This is a genomic window from Nonomuraea zeae (assembly GCF_005889725.1).
GTDB classification, from domain to species: domain Bacteria; phylum Actinomycetota; class Actinomycetes; order Streptosporangiales; family Streptosporangiaceae; genus Nonomuraea; species Nonomuraea zeae.
In genome coordinates, this window is record NZ_VCKX01000266.1 from 1 (window position 1) to 16,584 (window position 16,584).

The following is a 16,584-nucleotide window of genomic DNA, read 5'->3' on the forward strand; positions in this document are numbered from 1 at the left end:
GGCGTGGCGGGGGTTCTTCCCCGTGGGCGGCGAGCTGACCTCCGGGCGGCCGGATCTGAAGGAGGGCGTCTACTTCGGCGCCGAGAAGCCGCCGGGCCCGTTGCCGCTGCACGGCCCGAACCTGTTCCCGGCCCAGGTTCCCGAGCTGCGCGACGCGGTGCTGGAGTACCTCGGCACGATGACCGGGGTGGCCCAGGCGGTCATGTCCGGCGTCGCGTTGAGCCTCGGGCTGGAGGAGGACTACTTCCGGACCGGATACACGGCCGATCCGACCATCCTTTTCCGGATTTTTCATTACCCGCCCGCCCCGCCCGACCCCGACACCTGGGGCGTCGGGGAGCACACCGATTACGGCCTGCTCACCCTCCTCCTCCAGGACTCCAACGGCGGCCTCCAGGTACGCACCGCACACGGCTGGATCGACGCCCCGCCGCTGGAGGGCACGTTCGTGTGCAACATCGGCGACATGCTCGACAAGCTCACCGGCGGCCACTACCGCTCGACCCCGCACCGCGTGCGCAACCGCAGCGGCAACGAGCGCCTCAGCTACCCGTTCTTCTTCGACCCCGGATGGGACAGCGAGGTCCCGCCACTCCCCTACGCGCCCGGCCATCGCTGGGACGGCCAGGTCGACTTCACCGGCACCTACGGGGAATACCTGCTGTCCAAGGTGTCCAAGGTCTTCCCGAGCCTGTTCGAGGGCCTCTCCTGACGGCGCTGCCAGGAGAGGCTCAGGTCGAGTCCCTGACCACGAGCCGGGCCGGGAGCACGACGGAGGTGGTGTGCCGGCCCTCCAGCCGCGACAGCATCAGCCGCGCGAGCGCCAGCGCCTGGTCGGCGACGGGAACGCGGACGGTGGTGAGCGCCGGGGTGGTGGCCGAGGCGGCGTCCACGTCGTCGAAGCCCACGATCGCCAGGTCCTCCGGAACCCGCCGCCCGGCCTCCCGCGCGGCCTGCAACGCCCCGATGGCGAGCTGGTCGGAGGCCGCGAAGATCGCGTCCAGCGACGGCTCGTCGCCGAGGAGCCGGTGCGCCGCCGCCTTGCCGGCCGCGCGGGTCAGGTCGTCGGCCAGGGCCAGGAGCGGCCGCATGCCCGCACGCTGCAGGGCCTCCCGGTGCCCGGCCAGGCGGTCCTGGACGGCGACCAGATCCATCGGCCCGCAGATCATGCCGATGGTACGGCGCCCGCGCGCGATGAGGTGCTCGGTGGCGGTCGTCGCTCCCCCGGCGTTGTCCACGTCCACGTACGGCACCAGCGACGCGATCGGCGGCTTGCCGAGCAGCACGACCGGCACCCCGATGCGGGAGAGCCGCTCGGCCAGGGTGTCGGCCCGTTCCGGCGGCAGCAGCACGACGCCGTCCGACAGCCCGGCCTCGACGTGCGAGACGATGCGGCGATGGCTCTCGGCGGTGTCGGCGAGCATGAGCGTGATCTGCTTGCCCGCGCCCTCCAGCAGGCTGGTGACGTACTGGACCACGGCGGCCGTCAGCGGATCGCCGCCCTGCCTCGGGACCGACAGGACCAGCGCGATCGCGTTGGTGCGGCGGGTGACCAGGCTGCGGGCGGCCGCGTTGGGGACGTAGCCGAGCTCCCTGACGGCCTGCATCACCGCCGCGCGGACCTCGGGGCTGACCGACGCCTCGCCGTTGACCACGCGCGAGACGGTGGCCCTGGAGACGCCGGCGCGGGCGGCCACGGTCTCCAGGGTGGGCCGCTTCTGGCGGGTCTCCGGCAGGCCGTTGCGCGCGATCACGTCGCGGTACCACAGCGCGCTGTCCTTCGGCCGCCGCCGCTGGGTGGCGAAGTCCACGTGGACGAGACCGAACTTGCGCTGATATCCGTCGGACCATTCGAGATTGTCGAGCAGCGTCCAGACGAGATATCCCCGGACCGGGGCGCCGTCCTCGACGGCGGCTCTCAGCGCGCGCAGGTGCTCCTCGATGAAATTGATGCGGTCGACGTCGTGGATTCCGTCGCCGGTCACCACGTCCACGAAGTCGGCGCCATTCTCCGTGACCATCAGATCGATGCCCGGATATTCGCGGGAAAGGCGTCCGAGCAGCAGCGAGAGGCAATTGGGGACGATGGACCAGCCCATCGCGGTGACCGCCGTCGGGACCGTACAGAAAAGAACGCCCTCGCTCCCGGGGAAAGCCGGGTCGGCGGGCTCGCTGGGCTGCGCCTGCACCACCAGCGGCGTGTAGTAATTGACGCCGAGCAGGTCGATGGGCTGGGCGATGAGACCGAGGTCGCCGTCCTGCACGTGGCCGAGCCCCACGCTGCGCTCGATGATCGGCAGGAGGTCGGCCGGGTAGGCGCCACGCAGCATCGGGTCGAGGAACTGCCGGTTCGCCAGGGCGTCGATCCTGGTCACGGCCTCGGCGTCCTCCTCCGACAGCGTCCGGCCGAAGTCGCTCACCTGGGCGGGGGTCAGGACGGGCGAGATGTTGAGCACGGCGCCGACCTTCGCGGCCCCGCCCGCGCGCAGGGCCTGGACGGCCAGGCCGTGCGCGAGCAGCATGTGGTGCGCGGCGGTGAACGCGTCCGCGGCCGACTTCCGGCCCGGCGCGTGGATGCCGGCGCCGTAGCCGAGAAAGGCCGCCACCCACGGCTCGTTCAGCGTGAACCACGTGTCCACCCGGTCGCCCAGGCGGTCGTGCACGGCCGCGGCGTAGTCGGCGAAATGGCGCGCGGTGTCGCGGGCCGGCCAGCCGCCGTTGTCCTCGATCGCCTGCGGCAGATCCCAGTGATAAAGGGTCGCATAAGGCGTGATGCCCGCCGCGAGCAGCTCGTCGAGCAATCGGTCGTAGAAGTCGAGACCGGCCTCGTTCACCTTTCCCGAGCCCGCCGGAATCACCCGCGCCCAGCTCACGGAGAACCGGTAGGCGGCCATTCCGAGGTCTTTCATGAGCTGCACGTCTTCGGGGTGGCGGTGGTAATGGTCGCACGCCTCCACCCGGTCGGCGGAAAAACCGTCCCAGATGGACGGTCCGCGCCCGTCGGCGGACGTGGCCCCCTCGATCTGGAAAGCCGACGTCGACACTCCCCAGACGAAACCCTCGGGGAAGCTGGTTGTGCTCATGATGACGAATACCCTCCGGCGGACGTTAGGGGCCAAGTGTCCCGCGCGCCGCTCGTCGCGCGCCAGCCTGGCCAGGCGGTATACAGAGCCCGTGGAACTGGACCGGCTCGATCGTGACATCATCGCCGCACTCGTCGAGGACGCGCGCGCGACCTACGCCGACATCGGCCACCTGGTGGGGCTGAGCGCGTCGGCGGTCAAGCGGCGCGTGGATCGGTTGCGTGACAGCGGCGCGATCACCGGCTTCAGCGCGCGGGTGGCGCCGCAGGCGCTCGGCTGGACGACCGAGGCGTATGTCGAGCTGTTCTGCCAGGGCAAGACCAAGCCGTCGGACATCGCGCTGGCCGTGGCCAAGTTCCCGGAGGTGGTGGGGGCCGCCACGATCACGGGCGAGGCGGACGCGCTGCTGCACATCAGGGCCACCGACGTACGGCATGTGGAGCGGGTGATCGAGCGCATCGCGGCGCAGTCGTTCGTAGTGCGTACCAAGAGCTCGATCGTGCTCTCCAGGCTCGTGGACGCACCTCCCGGCACGACTCCGCCCGAGCCGCGCAACGAAACCGGCGTCTCGGCCTGAAAGTCGCAACGAATCCGCGCCAACACGCAATGCCGACCGCTTGGCCTGTATATTCATGCATTCTTAGGCTGTCTCCGTCCCCCCGAATGGGGTTTCACCTGGTAAATCACGACGGAGAGCTGCATGCCCAAACACTTCCTGATGTGCCGTCCGGAGTACTTCACGGTCGAGTACGCGATCAACCCGTGGATGCACCCCGAGCGCGGCGCGGACCGCGACATCGCGGTCCGGCAGTGGGAGGGCCTGAAGTCGGCGTACGAGGAGCTCGGCCACCGCGTCAGCCTGATCGACCCGATCGACGGGCTGCCCGACATGGTGTTCGCCGCCAACGGCGCCCTGGTGGTGGGCGGCCGCGTCTACGGCGCCAAGTTCGCCTTCCCGCAGCGCGGGCCCGAGGGCCCCGCCTACCTGCGGTGGTTCACCGAGCGCGGCTACCCGGCGTTCGACGCCACCCACGTCAACGAGGGCGAGGGCGACTTCCTCACCCTCGACGAGGTCATCCTGGCCGGTACGGGCTTCCGCACCGAGGTCGTCGCCCACCAGGAGGCGCAGGAGTACCTGGGCCGCCCGGTGGTCTCCCTGACGCTCGTGGACCCGCGCTTCTACCACCTGGACACGGCGCTGTTCCCCCTGGACGGCCGCAACGTGGCCTACTACCCGCCGGCCTTCTCCGCCGGCAGCCAGAAGGTGCTGCGCGCCATGTTCCCGGACGCGGTGCTCGCGACCGCCGAGGACGCCGAGGTGCTCGGGCTGAACGCGGTCAGCGACGGCACGAACGTGATCATCAACGCCGAGGCCTCGAACCTTCAGCTGGAGCTCAAGCGGCGCGGGTACGAGGTGATCCCCGTGGACCTGTCGGAGCTGCGTAAGGCGGGTGGCGGCCCCAAGTGCTGCACACTGGAGATCAGGGGGGAGAACTGACATGACCACCAGCGCAGAGCTGATCGAAGTGAGCGAGCGCCGCAGCGCGCACAACTACCATCCACTGCCCGTGGTGATCCACGAGGCGCACGGCGCCTGGGTCACCGACATCGAGGGCAAGCGGTATCTGGACTGCCTGTCCGGCTATTCCTCGCTCAACTTCGGCCACGGCCATCCGAAGATCATCGAGGCCGCCCAGGAGCAGCTCAAGAACCTGACCCTGACCAGCCGGGCCTTCTACCACGACCAGTTCGCGCAGTTCTGCACCGGGCTCGGCGACCTGACGGGCAAGGACATGATCCTGCCCATGAACACCGGCGCCGAGGCCGTCGAGACCGCCGTCAAGGTGGCGCGCAAGTGGGGTTACCAGGTCAAGGGCGTGGAGCCGGACCAGGCCAACATCATCGTGATGGAGGACAACTTCCACGGCCGCACCACCACGATCATCAGCTTCTCCACCGACCCGGACGCGCGCGACGACTTCGGCCCCTACACGCCGGGCTTCCGCATCGTCCGCTACGGCTCCGCCGACGCGATCAGGCAGGCCATCGACGCGAACACGGTCGCCGTCCTGGTCGAGCCGATCCAGGGCGAGGCCGGGGTGCTGGTGCCGCCGGACGGCTATCTGAGCGAGGTGCGCGCGCTCTGCTCGGCCGAGGGGATCCTGATGATCGCCGACGAGATCCAGTCGGGGCTGGGGCGCACGGGGCAGACGTTCGCCTGCGACTTCGAAGGGGTCGTGCCCGACATCTACGTCCTGGGCAAGGCGCTCGGGGGCGGCGTCGTGCCGGTCTCGGCCATCGCCGCGAACCGGGACGTGCTCGGGGTCATCCAGCCGGGGCAGCACGGCTCCACGTTCGGCGGGAACCCGCTGGCGTGCGCGGTCGGCAACGCGGTCATCGAGATCCTGAACACCGGCGAGTTCCAGGCCAGGGCCGCCAAGCTCGGCGAGGTGCTGCACACGCGGCTGCGCGAGCTGATCGGCCAGGGCGTGCTGGAGGTGCGCGGGCGGGGGCTCTGGGCGGGCGTGGACATCGACCCGTCGATCGCGACCGGGCGCGAGGTGTCGAAGGCGCTGATGAAGCGGGGCGTGCTGGCCAAGGACACGCACGGCTCGACGATCCGCCTGGCGCCGCCGATCGTGGTCTCCGAAGAGGACCTGCTCTGGGCGATCAGCCAGCTCGCCGACGCCCTCTACGAGCTCAAGACCAGCTGAACCGTCCTTCACGGCTTCGCACGGCAGGGCCCGGCCACCACACGTGGCCGGGCCCTGTCCCGTCAGTTGCCGGACTTGCCCGCCCCGGGAGGGGCCGACGCCTCGGGTGCCGTCACCTTCGGTGATCCCGTCGGCCGCACCGGCGGCGGCTCAGTCGGTGCCGCCACCTGCGGGGACACGGTGGGTGGCTCGCTGGGGTGCTCGCTGGGTGGCTCGCTGGGGTGCTCGCTGGGCGGGGTGCTGGCCGGCGGGGCGGCCGGTGCGTCCGACACCTGCTTCTCCGGCGCGGCGCAGGCCGTCCGGCTCCCTGCGCTCAGCGACACCTTGGGCAGCCGGTCCACCACCGACACCGAGGTCTGGGCCCCCGACCCCACGACGCTGCCCTTGGGAGCGCCGGCCGCCTTCGCGTCCAGGACCGTGGTCCGATCCCCCAGGTACAGGTGCGTGTCCGGGTCGAAGATGAGCTGCTTGAGCGTCCCGTCCCGCGCGGGCAGCCCGAGCGCGACCCCCTTCCGGCCCGCCGCGTCCGCCACCCCCTCGGCCGGCTCCACGCCGGGGATCGTCCTGGCCGCCTCGAAGAGCGCGTCCCGCTGGGCCCTGGGCAGGTACGTCTCCCGTACCAGGTTCCCCACCTCGTGGAAGGCGGCCGCGTCCGGGTCGATGCCCTTGGCCTGGAGCGCGGAGCGGTCGCTCACCCGGTAGAGGTGGTCGCGCATCGCGCCGGCCTCCGCCGGCAGGCCGCTCAGAAAGGCGTGGTCGCGGCGGGCGTTCCCGGGCTGGGCGGGGCACGACGGCAGGGCGTGCCAGGCCGAACCCCCGCCGTCCGTCCCGATGTCGTCGGGCAGCGACGACTGTCCCGGCCAGGGCTTGGGGGCGAGGTCCTCGGTGAACAGCAGCCCGTTCGCGCTCCCGTCCACCGACTGCCAGATCTTCCGCTTCGCCCGGAAGAGGTAACGCGACTCCACCTCGCCCTTTCGCCCCATCCGGAACCAGCGGCCCATGGTGGTGGACTCGATCAGGATGAACTGGCCGGGGCGCGGGTCCAGCTCCGGCGTACCGGACAGGACAGCCGACGCGACCGGAACCGACGCGCTCGTCTGCGCGGCCGGGTGCACGCCGGCGCCCTGGTTCGACAGGGCCACCGCCACGCCGCCGACGAGCACGACCGTCACCCCGAACGCGGCCGCGGCCTGCCAGCCGAGCCGCGGCAGGCGAAAGCGGCCCGCGCCGTGCCGCGTCCCTGCCTCCGCCAGCAGCCGCTCCCGTGCCCGTTCCCGCGCCTCCGCCCGGTACGGCGGCGCACTCGGCCGCCCGGCGGCGAACACCCGGATCTCGTCCGCGCCGCCGCTGCCGTCCATGCCGGCTCCATCGGGTCTATCCATGACGGGACTCCTCTGCGAAGGGATCGATGCCGCCGAGCGCCCTGCGCACCTTGACGCGGAGCCTGTGCAACCTGGACCGGACGGTGCCGATCGGCACGCCCAGCGCGAGCGCCGCGTCCTCGTAGCTCAGATCCGCCCAGGCCACCAGCAGCAGCAGATCGCGCTCGCCCGCGCTCAGCCGGGTCAGCGCCCTGGCCAGCCTGGGCTGGAGCTGCTCGGCGGTGACCCGGTCGGCGCTGCGCTCGTCGAACGTCCCCGGACGCTCCACGCTCACCTTGGCCATGGCCGCGGTGCGCCGCCGCTCGGCCCTGCGGTGCTGGGCGACGACCTTGGTCGCGATGCCGTACAACCAGGGTCTGGCGTCGGGCCACGAGCGGTCGTAACGCGCCCTTCCGCGGAACGCGACGAGGAACACCTCGCCCGTCACGTCCTCGGCCAGCTCGCCCCCGAGACGGCGGGCCGCGTACCTGTGGATCTCGTCGGCGTGCCGGTCGAACAGCGCCGCGAATCGCTCGGGGTCGCTGAGCGAATGCCCGATCAACGTCGAGTCGTCCAGCGTCTCAGGCACATCCTGAACAGCCACCACTGTGCCGGTCCTCTCTCATGCGGTCACCCTGTTGTTGGCCGCATGAGACGGGCCGGTTCCCACTATTTCGCCAGATGCCACACTTGCAGGCCGTCGGACCCCTCGCCCCGGGCGAAGCCGGCCCGCTCCAGCTCGGACGCCACCAGCTCGCCGGCCGGCCAGTGGTTCGTGCCGACCACCTCGTCCTCGCTGATCACCTCGCCTCCCTGCTTGATCCGGTAGCGGAAGCGCGAGGTGACGCTCTCGCCGGCGACCTCGATCACCTGGCCGGCGATCTCGTAGTCGTGCCTGCCGACCCGGTAGGAGGCCATGACGGCGAGCTCGCCGGGCACGGCGGCGGCCCGCTCGCGCCAGTTGAACACCAGCCGCCCGCCCGGCTCCAGCTGCCCGGCCAGCACCCGCCACAGCCGGGCCCGCTCGCCGGCGGAGAAGCTCTGCAACACGGAGATCATCACGATGGCCTCGACCGGCTCGCCGACCGCCACGTCCAGGGCCCCGCAGGGCAGGACCGTCACGCGGCGCAGCACCTCGGGGTCGGAGGCCAGGCGGGAGACCAGGACCGAGCGCATGCCGAGCGACGGCTCGACGGCGAAGATCTCGGCGGGCGTCCGCCTGGCGATCACCTCGGTGATCAGCCCGGTCCCCGCGCCGATCTCGATGACGGCGCGCCGGACCCCTCGCAGCAGCGCGGGGAGTTGCTCCCGTACGGCGGGGACGTGGCCGTCCTCGTGCCACAAGTCGTAGAACGGGACGGCGACGGCGTAGTTGTCCTCATGCATGAGGGTTCAGCGTAGGGGAACGGAATCGATCGGCCTGACGTCGTCCCCGGTGGACTCGTACCAGGTCACCACGTCGGGCAGGGTCAGCGTGGCCAGCGCGTTCTGGAACCACGGCCCCTTGATCACCCGCCACCTGAACGGCGGCCGGCGGATGCCCGCCAGCCGGGCGAGCAGGCCGCCCACGAGCGTGGCCACCCCGAACTGGGTGGCCACGTTGGCCCAGCGCAGCAGCGGGCTGAGCGGGTTGCGGATCGGCGAGCAGACGATCTGGTAGACCGGACCGGCGTTCGCCTTGGCTAGGTAGGAGTAGTGGACGTCGCCGGAGAGGATCATCACCGGCTTCTTGACCTTGATCAGCAGCCGGGCCAGGTCGTCGAACGAGCGCCGGAACGCCGCCCAGTGCTCCAGGTCGACGGCCTGCCGGAACTTCTCCGACCACCGCCGCACCAGCGGCCCCCACTTGCCGTCGGCGAGGGCCTCGTTCCAGTTCTGTACGCCGTGCACGCCCTCGGGCAGCAGGAACGGGATCGACGAGCCGATGATCAGCCGCTCGGCCGGGCCGCTGACCTGATCTTCGAGCCAGGCCCACTCGCTCGGGTCGAGCATGCGCCGGTCGCCGGGCGTGAGCTGCCTGGCGCACCTGGTGTCGACCATGATGAGCTTGGCGTTCCCGAGATCGCGGGAGTAGCTCCAGCGGTTGCTGCTCGGCTCAGCGTCGGCCTTCTCGGCGAACGCGTCGAGCGCGTCGCCGCCGTCGCCCTCGCCGTCCAGCAGCGTGCGCACCAGCGGGTCCTCCGCCCGCTCCGCCGGCGACAGGTTGCCGAGGTGCTGATAGATCCAGTACGCCCCCAGCCCCGCGACCACCCGGCGGCGCCACCAGGACGTCGCGGCCATCTGCTCGCGCCAGGGCTGCGAGGTGTTCCAGTCGTCACGCAGGTCGTGATCGTCGAAGATCATCGCCGTGGGCACGGTGGACAGCAGCCAGCGGATCTCGGGGTCGGTCCAGGCCAGGCGGTAGAGCTCGGCGTACTCCTCGAAGTCGGCGATCTCCTTCTGCGGCTCGGTGTCCCTGCGCGCCTTGATGTAGTCGAGCATCTCGGGCGAGGGGTTGTCGGCGTAGACCTGGTCACCGAGGAACACCAGCAGATCCGGCCACTCCCCCTCCTTGCCCGTCTTCGCCAGATGATCGCCGTAAGCCCGCAGGACGTCGTCGCCGTGCGTCAGTACGTGAGCCGCGTCGTGCGGCACGCTGGTACGGCACGAGCCGAACGCCAGCTTGCGGACCCCCTCCGGCGGCACCAGCCGGATGCGGCTCGGCGGGAGACCCGCCATGGGCCATACCTGCTCCCCATCGAGCTTCACCGAATAGGACGCGATATCCTGGGACAACGCAACGAGATCCACGATCGCGTAGTGGTGTCCGTGCACGGTGAAGGTAGGCGACCGGTAAGCCCTGCCGTCTGCCTCGATGGTGACCGTGCAGGGTTCGACGGTCTCCACCCAGATCGAGGCGCTGTCGGAGTCGACGTAACGCAGCAACGGCCCCACCACGAGTGAGGGCATCCCACCTCCTGATTCGACGATTCGGCACACTCCCGTCCGCAAGCCTGCCAGAGTGGCACGGTCCATGGCATCTCGATCACCGGCTCGGATTTCTACCAACAACTAGGCAAGGTCAAACGCCCCGCCCTAGGATGATCGTGACAACAACGCCCAAAAGGGGAAGGCAATGGCGCTTTCTCCGTAAAAAGGGCGTCATAACAGGAGGACTCTCTTCCATGAGCATCATGGTGCCGTCAAAGACGCCGGCCCTGATCACCTCGGGCCGTCAGGCCCTCGACTCCGCTCTCCACCAACTCGACCAGGCCGCTGAGCAGCTCGGGCTCGACGACGGGCTCCGTACGATGCTGGCGACGCCACGCCGCTCGCTGACCGTCTCGGTCCCCGTGCGGCGCGAGGACGGCCGCCTGGACGTCGTCCAGGGCTTCCGCGTCCAGCACAACGTCTCGCGCGGACCCGCCAAGGGCGGCCTGCGGTTTCATCCCGGCACCGACATCCACGAGGTCACCGCGCTCGCGATGTGGATGACGTGGAAGTGCGCACTGGTCGGCATCCCGTACGGCGGCGCCAAAGGCGGCGTGGCCGTGGACCCGGCCGGGCTCACCACCCGCGAGCTGGAGCGGATGACCCGCCGCTACATCAACGAGATCCTGCCGCTGATCGGCCCGGAGAAGGACATCCCTGCTCCTGATGTCGGCACCGACGAGCAGACCATGGCCTGGATCATGGACACCTACAGCGTCAACACCGGCTACTCGGTGCCCGGCGTGGTGACCGGCAAGCCCATGACGCTGGGCGGCTCGCTCGGACGTACGGGCGCGACCTCGCGCGGCGTGCAGATCGCGGCGCTGGCCGCGCTCGGCCGCTCGCCCGAGGGCGTGACCGTGGCCGTGCAGGGCTTCGGCAAGGTGGGCGCGCTGGCCGCGCAGTACCTCGCCGACGCGGGTTGCAAGGTCGTCGCGGTGTCGGACGTCACCGGCGCCGTGTACGCGGGCGGCGGTCTCGACGTCGCCGGCCTGCGGGCCTGGGTGGCCGAGTCCGGCGGAGTGCGCGGTTTCCGCCACGCCGACGCGATGGCCCAGGACGAGCTGTTCGAGCTGGACGTGGACGTCCTGGTCCCGGCGGCGCTGGAAGGCGCGATCACCGAGGCCAACGCGCACCGGATCCGCGCCCGCCTGATCGTGGAGGGCGCCAACGGGCCCACCACGCCGGAGGCGGACGAGATCCTGGCGGCCGGCGGCACCATGGTCGTGCCCGACATCCTGGCCAACGCCGGCGGGGTGATCGTGTCCTACCTGGAGTGGGTGCAGAACATGCAGGCCTACTCCTGGAGCTCCGGCGAGGTCGAGCTCAAGCTGCGTGACCTCATGCTGAACGCCTTCACCGAGGCCACGTCGCTGGCCGCCGAGCGCGGCCTGACGCTCAGGCAGGCGGCGCACGTGATCGGCGTCGGCAGGGTGGCCGAGGCGCACCAGATGCGCGGCCTGTATCCCTGATCACGCCCCGGAGCGGCGCGCGACCCGCGCGCCGCTCCGGTTCGCCCTGAGCACCTTCCGGACCACCGCGTGAGCAGGGGTCAGACCCGCAGCTCCGCGTAGTCGAGCGCCTCCATCAGGCTCTCCAGATCGCGCATGAGCTGCTCCGTGCGCTCGCGCCCGAACGCGACCTCGATGAGCCGGTGATGCTCGGCCACCGCGCCGTCCACCCACCCGAGCAGCTCCGCCCCGCGGTCGGACACGAACACCGCCACCCGCCGCCGGTCCCCCGCCGACGGCCCGCGGTAGACCAGCGCCCGGTCGATCAGCCGGTCGACCGCCTTGGTCAGCGTCGGGTGCGGCATCAGCACCGCCTCGGCCAGCTCGCCCATCGAGTGCCCGCGCCCGTCGGTCAGCGCGCGCAGGATGCGCCACTGCTCGACCGTGACGTCCTCCCCCGTGAGCACCGCCGCGAGGCCCCGGTTGACGCCGCGCTCCGCACGGCTGAGCAGGTAGGCGAGTGAGGACCCGAGCCCAGAGGTGGTCATGGAGAAAGGTCCTTTCATCGGGGAGCTAAGACGGAGGATACTCGTCGGCGTGGCGGCGATCGTCGGTCCTTTCGAAGCGCGGCTCCTCCCGTCAGGCTCCATCAGGATCGGCCTGATCGTGCCCGTGTCCGGGGTGCTCGGCCTGATGGGGCCCTGCGCGATCAACTGCGCCGCGCTCGCGGCCGAGGAGCTCAACGCCGGGGGCGGCATCCTGGGCCGGCAGGTCGAGCTGGTGCTGATCGACGGCGGGCGGCCCGCGCGCCAGGTGGCGGCCGAGGTGTCCGGGCTGGTCGGGTCGCGAACGGTGGCGGCCGTCGCGGGGGCCCACGCCAGCGACGTGCGGGTGGCGGTGGTGGCGGCGATCGCCGGGCGGGTCCCGTTCGTGTACGCCCCGCCGTACGAGGGCGGCGGCCACGCGCCCGGCGTCTACTTCCTCGGCGAGACCCCGGGCCGCCAGCTCGCGCCGGGCATCGACTGGCTGGTCGGCACGCGGCGGGCCCGCCGCTGGTACCTGCTGGGCAACGACTACATCTGGCCGCGCCTGGTGCACGCCGACGCCCGCCGCCGCCTGCGCGCGCACGGCGTCACCGTGGTGGGCGAGAGCTTCGCCAGGTACGGCGCGGCGGCGCGCCTGCTCGACCGGGTGGCCGACGCCAGGCCGGACGCGATCCTGCTGACGCTGATCGGCAGCGACCTGGTGGAGTTCAACCGGGCGTTCGCGGCCGCCGGGCTCGGCGCGGCCCGCCTGTGCGGCGCGCTGGAGGAGCACGGCCTGCTGGGCGTCGGCGGCGACGTCACCGGCGAGCTGTACGCCTCCATGGGCTACTTCCGCGACCTGCCGACCGAGGCCAGCCTGGACTTCGCGGAGAGGTACGCCGCCAGGTTCGGCCGCGACGCCCCCATGCTGAACGCGCACGGCCACGGCTGCTACGAGGCCGTCGCCATGCTGGCCGCCCTGTCCGCGCGCGCGGGCTCGCTGTCGGTGCCCGAAATGGACGCGGCGGCCGACGGGGCCACCATCACCAGCGCGCGCGGGACGCTCACTCTGCTCGATCGGCAGGTACGCCACCCCGTCCACCTGGGCAGGGCCGATGGCCTGGACTTCTTTCTAGAGAAACCTTTTCACTAGAAAGCTTTGGCTCTAAGGTGCGAATCGCCCCCCAAGCAGCTAGGAGCCGTCCATGAGCACAATCGAGCAGTTCGGCTATCGCCAGGAGCTCAAGCGTTCCTTGGGCTTCGCCGACCTGATGATCTATGGCTTGATCTTCATGGTGCCGATCGCACCCTTCGGCATCTTCGGCAACGTCTTCCACTTCTCCAACGGGATGGTGGCGCTGGCGTACATCGTCGGGCTGGTGGCGATGGCGTTCACGGCGCTGTCGTACGCGCAGATGGCCAGGGCGTTCCCCATGGCCGGGTCGGTCTACACCTACGCGGGCCGGGGCATCGCCGCCCCCGTGGGGTTCATGGCCGGCTGGGCGATCCTGCTCGACTACGTGCTCGTGCCCTCGCTGCTCTATCTCGTGGCCGGGCTGGCCATGAACGTGTCCGTGCCCGCGGTCCCCGTATGGGCGTGGCTGATCGTGTTCGTGGTGCTCAACACCGTCATCAACTACTTCGGCATCCAGATGACCGCCAGGATCACCCGGATCATGCTGGTGGCCGAGCTGGCCGTGCTGGCCGTCTTCCTCATCGTCGGCGTCATCGCCCTGACCCAGGGCAAGGCGCAGACCGGCGCGCTGACCCCGCTGTTCGAGTCGTCCGGGTTCACCTGGTCGGTGGTGTTCACCGCGGCGTCGGTGGCGGTGCTGTCGTTCCTCGGCTTCGACGGCATCTCCACGCTGGCCGAGGAGAACCGCGAGGACGCCCGCAGGCTCGGCAGGTCCATGGTGGCCGCGCTGGCCGTGGCCGCGGTGCTGTTCGTGGTGCAGACGTGGGTGGCGGCCCTGCTCACCCCCAACCGCGACGGGCTGATCAAGACCGGCGATCCCAACGGCAACGCGTTCTACGCCGCCGCCGAGTTCGCCGGCGGGCACTGGCTGGCCGTGCTCACCGCCGTGGCCACCGCCATCGCCTGGGGCTTCGCCAACTCGCTGGTCGCGCAGGCGGCCACCTCGCGCCTGCTGTTCGCGATGGCCCGCGACCGCCAGCTCCCCCGCTTCCTGGCCAGGGTGGACCCGAAGCACCAGGTGCCGGTCAACGCGACGGTGGCGGTCGCCGTACTCTCGCTGGTCGTGGGCCTGATCATGAACAGCAGGGAGAAGGGCCTGGGCGAGCTGACCTCGCTGGTCAACTTCGGCGCCATGACGGCCTTCCTGCTGCTGCACGTCGCCGTGGTCGTCCACTACTTCATCCGCCGCCGCACGGGCAACTGGTGGGCGCACCTGATCGCGCCCGTGATCGGCTTCCTCATCCTGGTCGCGGTCGTCGTCAACCAGAACGTCGCCGCCCAGTGGGCCGGCGGCATCTGGCTGGCCGTGGGCCTGGTAGTCCTGGGCCTGTCGTATCTGTTCGGCCGCAGGCCCGTACTCCCTTCGGAGGTCAAGTGAACGTCGTCTCCTACCATCCCTCGCCCGACGAGCTGAGCTACACCTTCGGGGGACGCGCGGCCGTCGGCAAGGTACGGCCGGGCACGATCATGGAGCTGTACACCGAGGACTGCTTCGGCGGCCTGGTCCGCGGCGTCGGCGACCTGCCGTCGCAGGTGTGCGAGTTCCCCTACCTCAACCCCGTGACCGGCCCCTTCCACGTGGCCGGCGCGGAGCCGGGCGACACGCTGGCCCTGCACTTCGTCAAGATCACGCCGGCCAGGGACTGGGCGGTGTCCACGACGTTCCCCCATTTCGGCGCGCTGACGGGGACGCACACCACGGCCATGCTGCAGCCGCCGCTGGAGGAGCGGGTCTGGCGCTACGACATCGACCTCGACCGGGGCGTGGCCGTCTACCACGCCCGCAACAGCGACTTCAGCGTGGCGCTGCCGCTCGACCCGATGCACGGGACGGTCGGCGTGGCGCCCGGCGCGAACGAGGCCCGCATGACGATCACCCCGGACGCGCACGGCGGCAACATGGACACCCCCGAGCTGCGCGCGGGCGTCACCGTCTACCTGGGTGTCAACGTCGAGGGCGGCATGTTCTCGATCGGCGACGGCCACGGGTTGCAGGGGCACGGTGAGGTCTGCGGGACCGCGGTGGAGTCGGCCATGAACACCGTGGTCGCGGTCGAGCTGATCAAGGGGGTGGCCACGCCGTGGCCGCGGCTGGAGGACGACCTGCACCTCATGTCGACCGGCTCGGCCAGGCCGCTGGAGGACGCCTACCGGATCAGCCAGCACGACCTGGTCACCTGGGCGTCGGAGCTGACCGGGCTGGACACGCTCGACGCGTACCAGCTCGTCAGCCAGGCCGGGCAGGCGCCGGTCGGGAACGTGTGCGACACCAACTACACCATGGTCGCCAAGATGCCCAAGGCGTATCTGGGTGAGACGGGGGTCTACGAGTCGGCCCACGAACGGCTGCGGGCCCTCGGCGCCCAGTACACAAGTTGAGTAAACCTGGATGTCGCAGGTCAGAGCACTGATCATCTTCTGCGTACAGTGGGAGGGTGCTCAGGTTGGTGCTGTCTCTGGTCCTGCTCGATCCAGCCGCCGTCACCGAGGTGTCGCAACGCAACGTACCCGTTCCCCGGGTCCTGACTCCTGACGGTGACCGCCTGGGCTACGCGCCGGTGCCGCGCCCCTACACGGGGGCGCGCCGGCTGACCGGAGTGCTGCTCGGCCGCGACCCCGTCTCGCGGACGGACGTGCTGTGCGGCGGAACGGTGATCAACTCGCGCAGCCGCAGCCTGGTGCTGACGGCGGCCCACTGTCTGTACCACGACGGCCGCCCGCTCAAGCAGCTCGCGTTCCTGCCGGGCTACGACCAGGGGCGGCCGCCGCTGGGGATCTGGCCCGCCGTCCGCACGTGGGTGCCGCCGAGGTGGCGCGACCGGCCGTACTCCCCCGACCTGCTGCCGTACGACGTCGGCCTGGTCGGGGTCGCACGGCGCAAGCGCCCGCTGGAGGACGTGACCGGACGGGGGCTGCCGCCGATGCCCACCGCCAGGGGCACGGCGCTGCGCGGGCTCGAGCTGCTCGGCTACCCGGTGGGCAAGGGCTATCCGGGCGGCACCCAGATGTACCGATGCGTGGGTGACACGGTCGAGGGCGTCGCGGACGGGCCCGGCGTGATGGTCACCCGCAACTGCCACGCCGCGGCCGGTGGCAGCGGCGGGCCGGCGGTGTACGGCGGGGCGCTGGCGGGCGTGGTGTCGTCCTCCAGTCCGCTGAGCGACGCGAAGGGGTACACCGTGCTCACCAGGCTGAGCGGGGGGACGTTCCAGCGGATGTTCGCCAAGGCCGACGAGTCGATGCGGCTCCGTCCGGCCCGGTGATCCGCTGGCTCTTATACACATCT

15 protein-coding genes are annotated in these 16,584 nt (G+C 70.9%); 9 read left to right on the top strand and 6 right to left on the bottom strand.

Annotated elements, in window-relative coordinates; all coding sequences use genetic code 11:
- Positions 1-712 (top strand): isopenicillin N synthase family dioxygenase (locus ETD85_RS48690; RefSeq protein WP_138696667.1); only part of this gene is annotated, 712 nt, incomplete at its 5' end.
- A 19-nt stretch (positions 713-731) separates the two neighbouring features.
- Here ETD85_RS48690 and ETD85_RS67370 read toward each other — a convergent pair.
- Positions 732-3,083: a GH1 family beta-glucosidase gene (locus ETD85_RS67370; RefSeq protein ID WP_138696668.1), complete on the bottom strand. Its 2,352-nt coding sequence runs from the start codon at positions 3,081-3,083 to the stop codon at positions 732-734.
- Between the two features lie 91 nt (positions 3,084-3,174).
- Here ETD85_RS67370 and ETD85_RS48700 point away from each other — a divergent pair, with 91 nt between their 5' ends.
- The 3 genes from ETD85_RS48700 (at position 3,175) to rocD (ending at position 5,797) form a co-directional block, all read left to right on the top strand.
- Positions 3,175-3,660, top strand: a complete 486-nt coding sequence (locus ETD85_RS48700; RefSeq protein WP_138696669.1) for an Lrp/AsnC family transcriptional regulator — start codon at positions 3,175-3,177, stop codon at positions 3,658-3,660.
- Positions 3,661-3,783: 123 nt separating this feature from the next.
- Positions 3,784-4,581: a dimethylargininase gene (gene ddaH, locus ETD85_RS48705; RefSeq protein WP_138696670.1), complete on the top strand. Its 798-nt coding sequence runs from the start codon at positions 3,784-3,786 to the stop codon at positions 4,579-4,581.
- A gap of 1 nt (position 4,582) precedes the next feature.
- Entirely contained in the window at positions 4,583-5,797 is a 1,215-nt protein-coding gene (gene rocD, locus ETD85_RS48710) for an ornithine--oxo-acid transaminase (protein WP_138696671.1), read from the top strand.
- 62 nt (positions 5,798-5,859) lie between these two features.
- On the opposite strand, the gene ETD85_RS48715 is transcribed toward rocD, so the two are convergent.
- From ETD85_RS48715 to ETD85_RS48730, 4 genes are all read right to left on the bottom strand, one after another.
- Positions 5,860-7,179 carry a CU044_5270 family protein gene (locus tag ETD85_RS48715; protein WP_138696672.1) on the bottom strand — a complete coding sequence of 440 codons (1,320 nt, stop codon included), beginning with the start codon at positions 7,177-7,179 and terminating at the stop codon, positions 5,860-5,862.
- Positions 7,172-7,762 carry an RNA polymerase sigma factor gene (locus ETD85_RS48720; RefSeq protein ID WP_240779930.1) on the bottom strand — a complete coding sequence of 197 codons (591 nt, stop codon included), beginning with the start codon at positions 7,760-7,762 and terminating at the stop codon, positions 7,172-7,174. The genes ETD85_RS48715 and ETD85_RS48720 overlap by 8 nt, the downstream gene beginning before the upstream one ends.
- 65 nt (positions 7,763-7,827) lie before the next feature.
- Positions 7,828-8,544 (bottom strand): class I SAM-dependent methyltransferase, encoded by a 717-nt coding sequence (locus ETD85_RS48725; protein ID WP_138696674.1) that lies wholly within the window; start codon positions 8,542-8,544, stop codon positions 7,828-7,830.
- A 6-nt stretch (positions 8,545-8,550) separates the two neighbouring features.
- On the bottom strand, positions 8,551-10,107 hold the full coding sequence (locus ETD85_RS48730) for an alkaline phosphatase D family protein (RefSeq protein ID WP_170247253.1): 1,557 nt from the start codon (positions 10,105-10,107) through the stop codon (positions 8,551-8,553).
- Positions 10,108-10,322: 215 nt separating this feature from the next.
- On the opposite strand from ETD85_RS48730, the gene ETD85_RS48735 reads away from it, so the two are divergent.
- A complete protein-coding gene (locus tag ETD85_RS48735) occupies positions 10,323-11,600 on the top strand; it encodes a Glu/Leu/Phe/Val family dehydrogenase (RefSeq protein WP_138696675.1) in 1,278 nt (425 codons plus the stop codon).
- Positions 11,601-11,680: 80 nt separating this feature from the next.
- Here the strand turns inward: ETD85_RS48735 and ETD85_RS48740 are convergent, their stop codons facing one another.
- Positions 11,681-12,127 carry a MarR family winged helix-turn-helix transcriptional regulator gene (locus tag ETD85_RS48740; protein ID WP_138696676.1) on the bottom strand — a complete coding sequence of 149 codons (447 nt, stop codon included), beginning with the start codon at positions 12,125-12,127 and terminating at the stop codon, positions 11,681-11,683.
- 49 nt (positions 12,128-12,176) lie between these two features.
- On the opposite strand from ETD85_RS48740, the gene ETD85_RS48745 reads away from it, so the two are divergent.
- From ETD85_RS48745 to ETD85_RS48760, 4 genes are read left to right on the top strand one after another with little or no spacing between them, the layout of a single operon-like run.
- The gene (locus ETD85_RS48745; RefSeq protein WP_240779931.1) at positions 12,177-13,256 is read left to right on the top strand and encodes a substrate-binding domain-containing protein; all 1,080 of its coding nucleotides are present in this window, start codon (positions 12,177-12,179) and stop codon (positions 13,254-13,256) included.
- Positions 13,257-13,308: 52 nt separating this feature from the next.
- Positions 13,309-14,676 carry an APC family permease gene (locus tag ETD85_RS48750; RefSeq protein ID WP_138696678.1) on the top strand — a complete coding sequence of 456 codons (1,368 nt, stop codon included), beginning with the start codon at positions 13,309-13,311 and terminating at the stop codon, positions 14,674-14,676.
- A complete protein-coding gene (locus ETD85_RS48755) occupies positions 14,673-15,677 on the top strand; it encodes an acetamidase/formamidase family protein (protein WP_138696679.1) in 1,005 nt (334 codons plus the stop codon). Before ETD85_RS48750 ends, ETD85_RS48755 begins: the two co-directional genes overlap by 4 nt.
- 56 nt (positions 15,678-15,733) lie before the next feature.
- Entirely contained in the window at positions 15,734-16,561 is an 828-nt protein-coding gene (locus tag ETD85_RS48760) for a trypsin-like serine peptidase (RefSeq protein ID WP_138696680.1), read from the top strand.
- Positions 16,562-16,584: the final 23 nt, after the last annotated feature.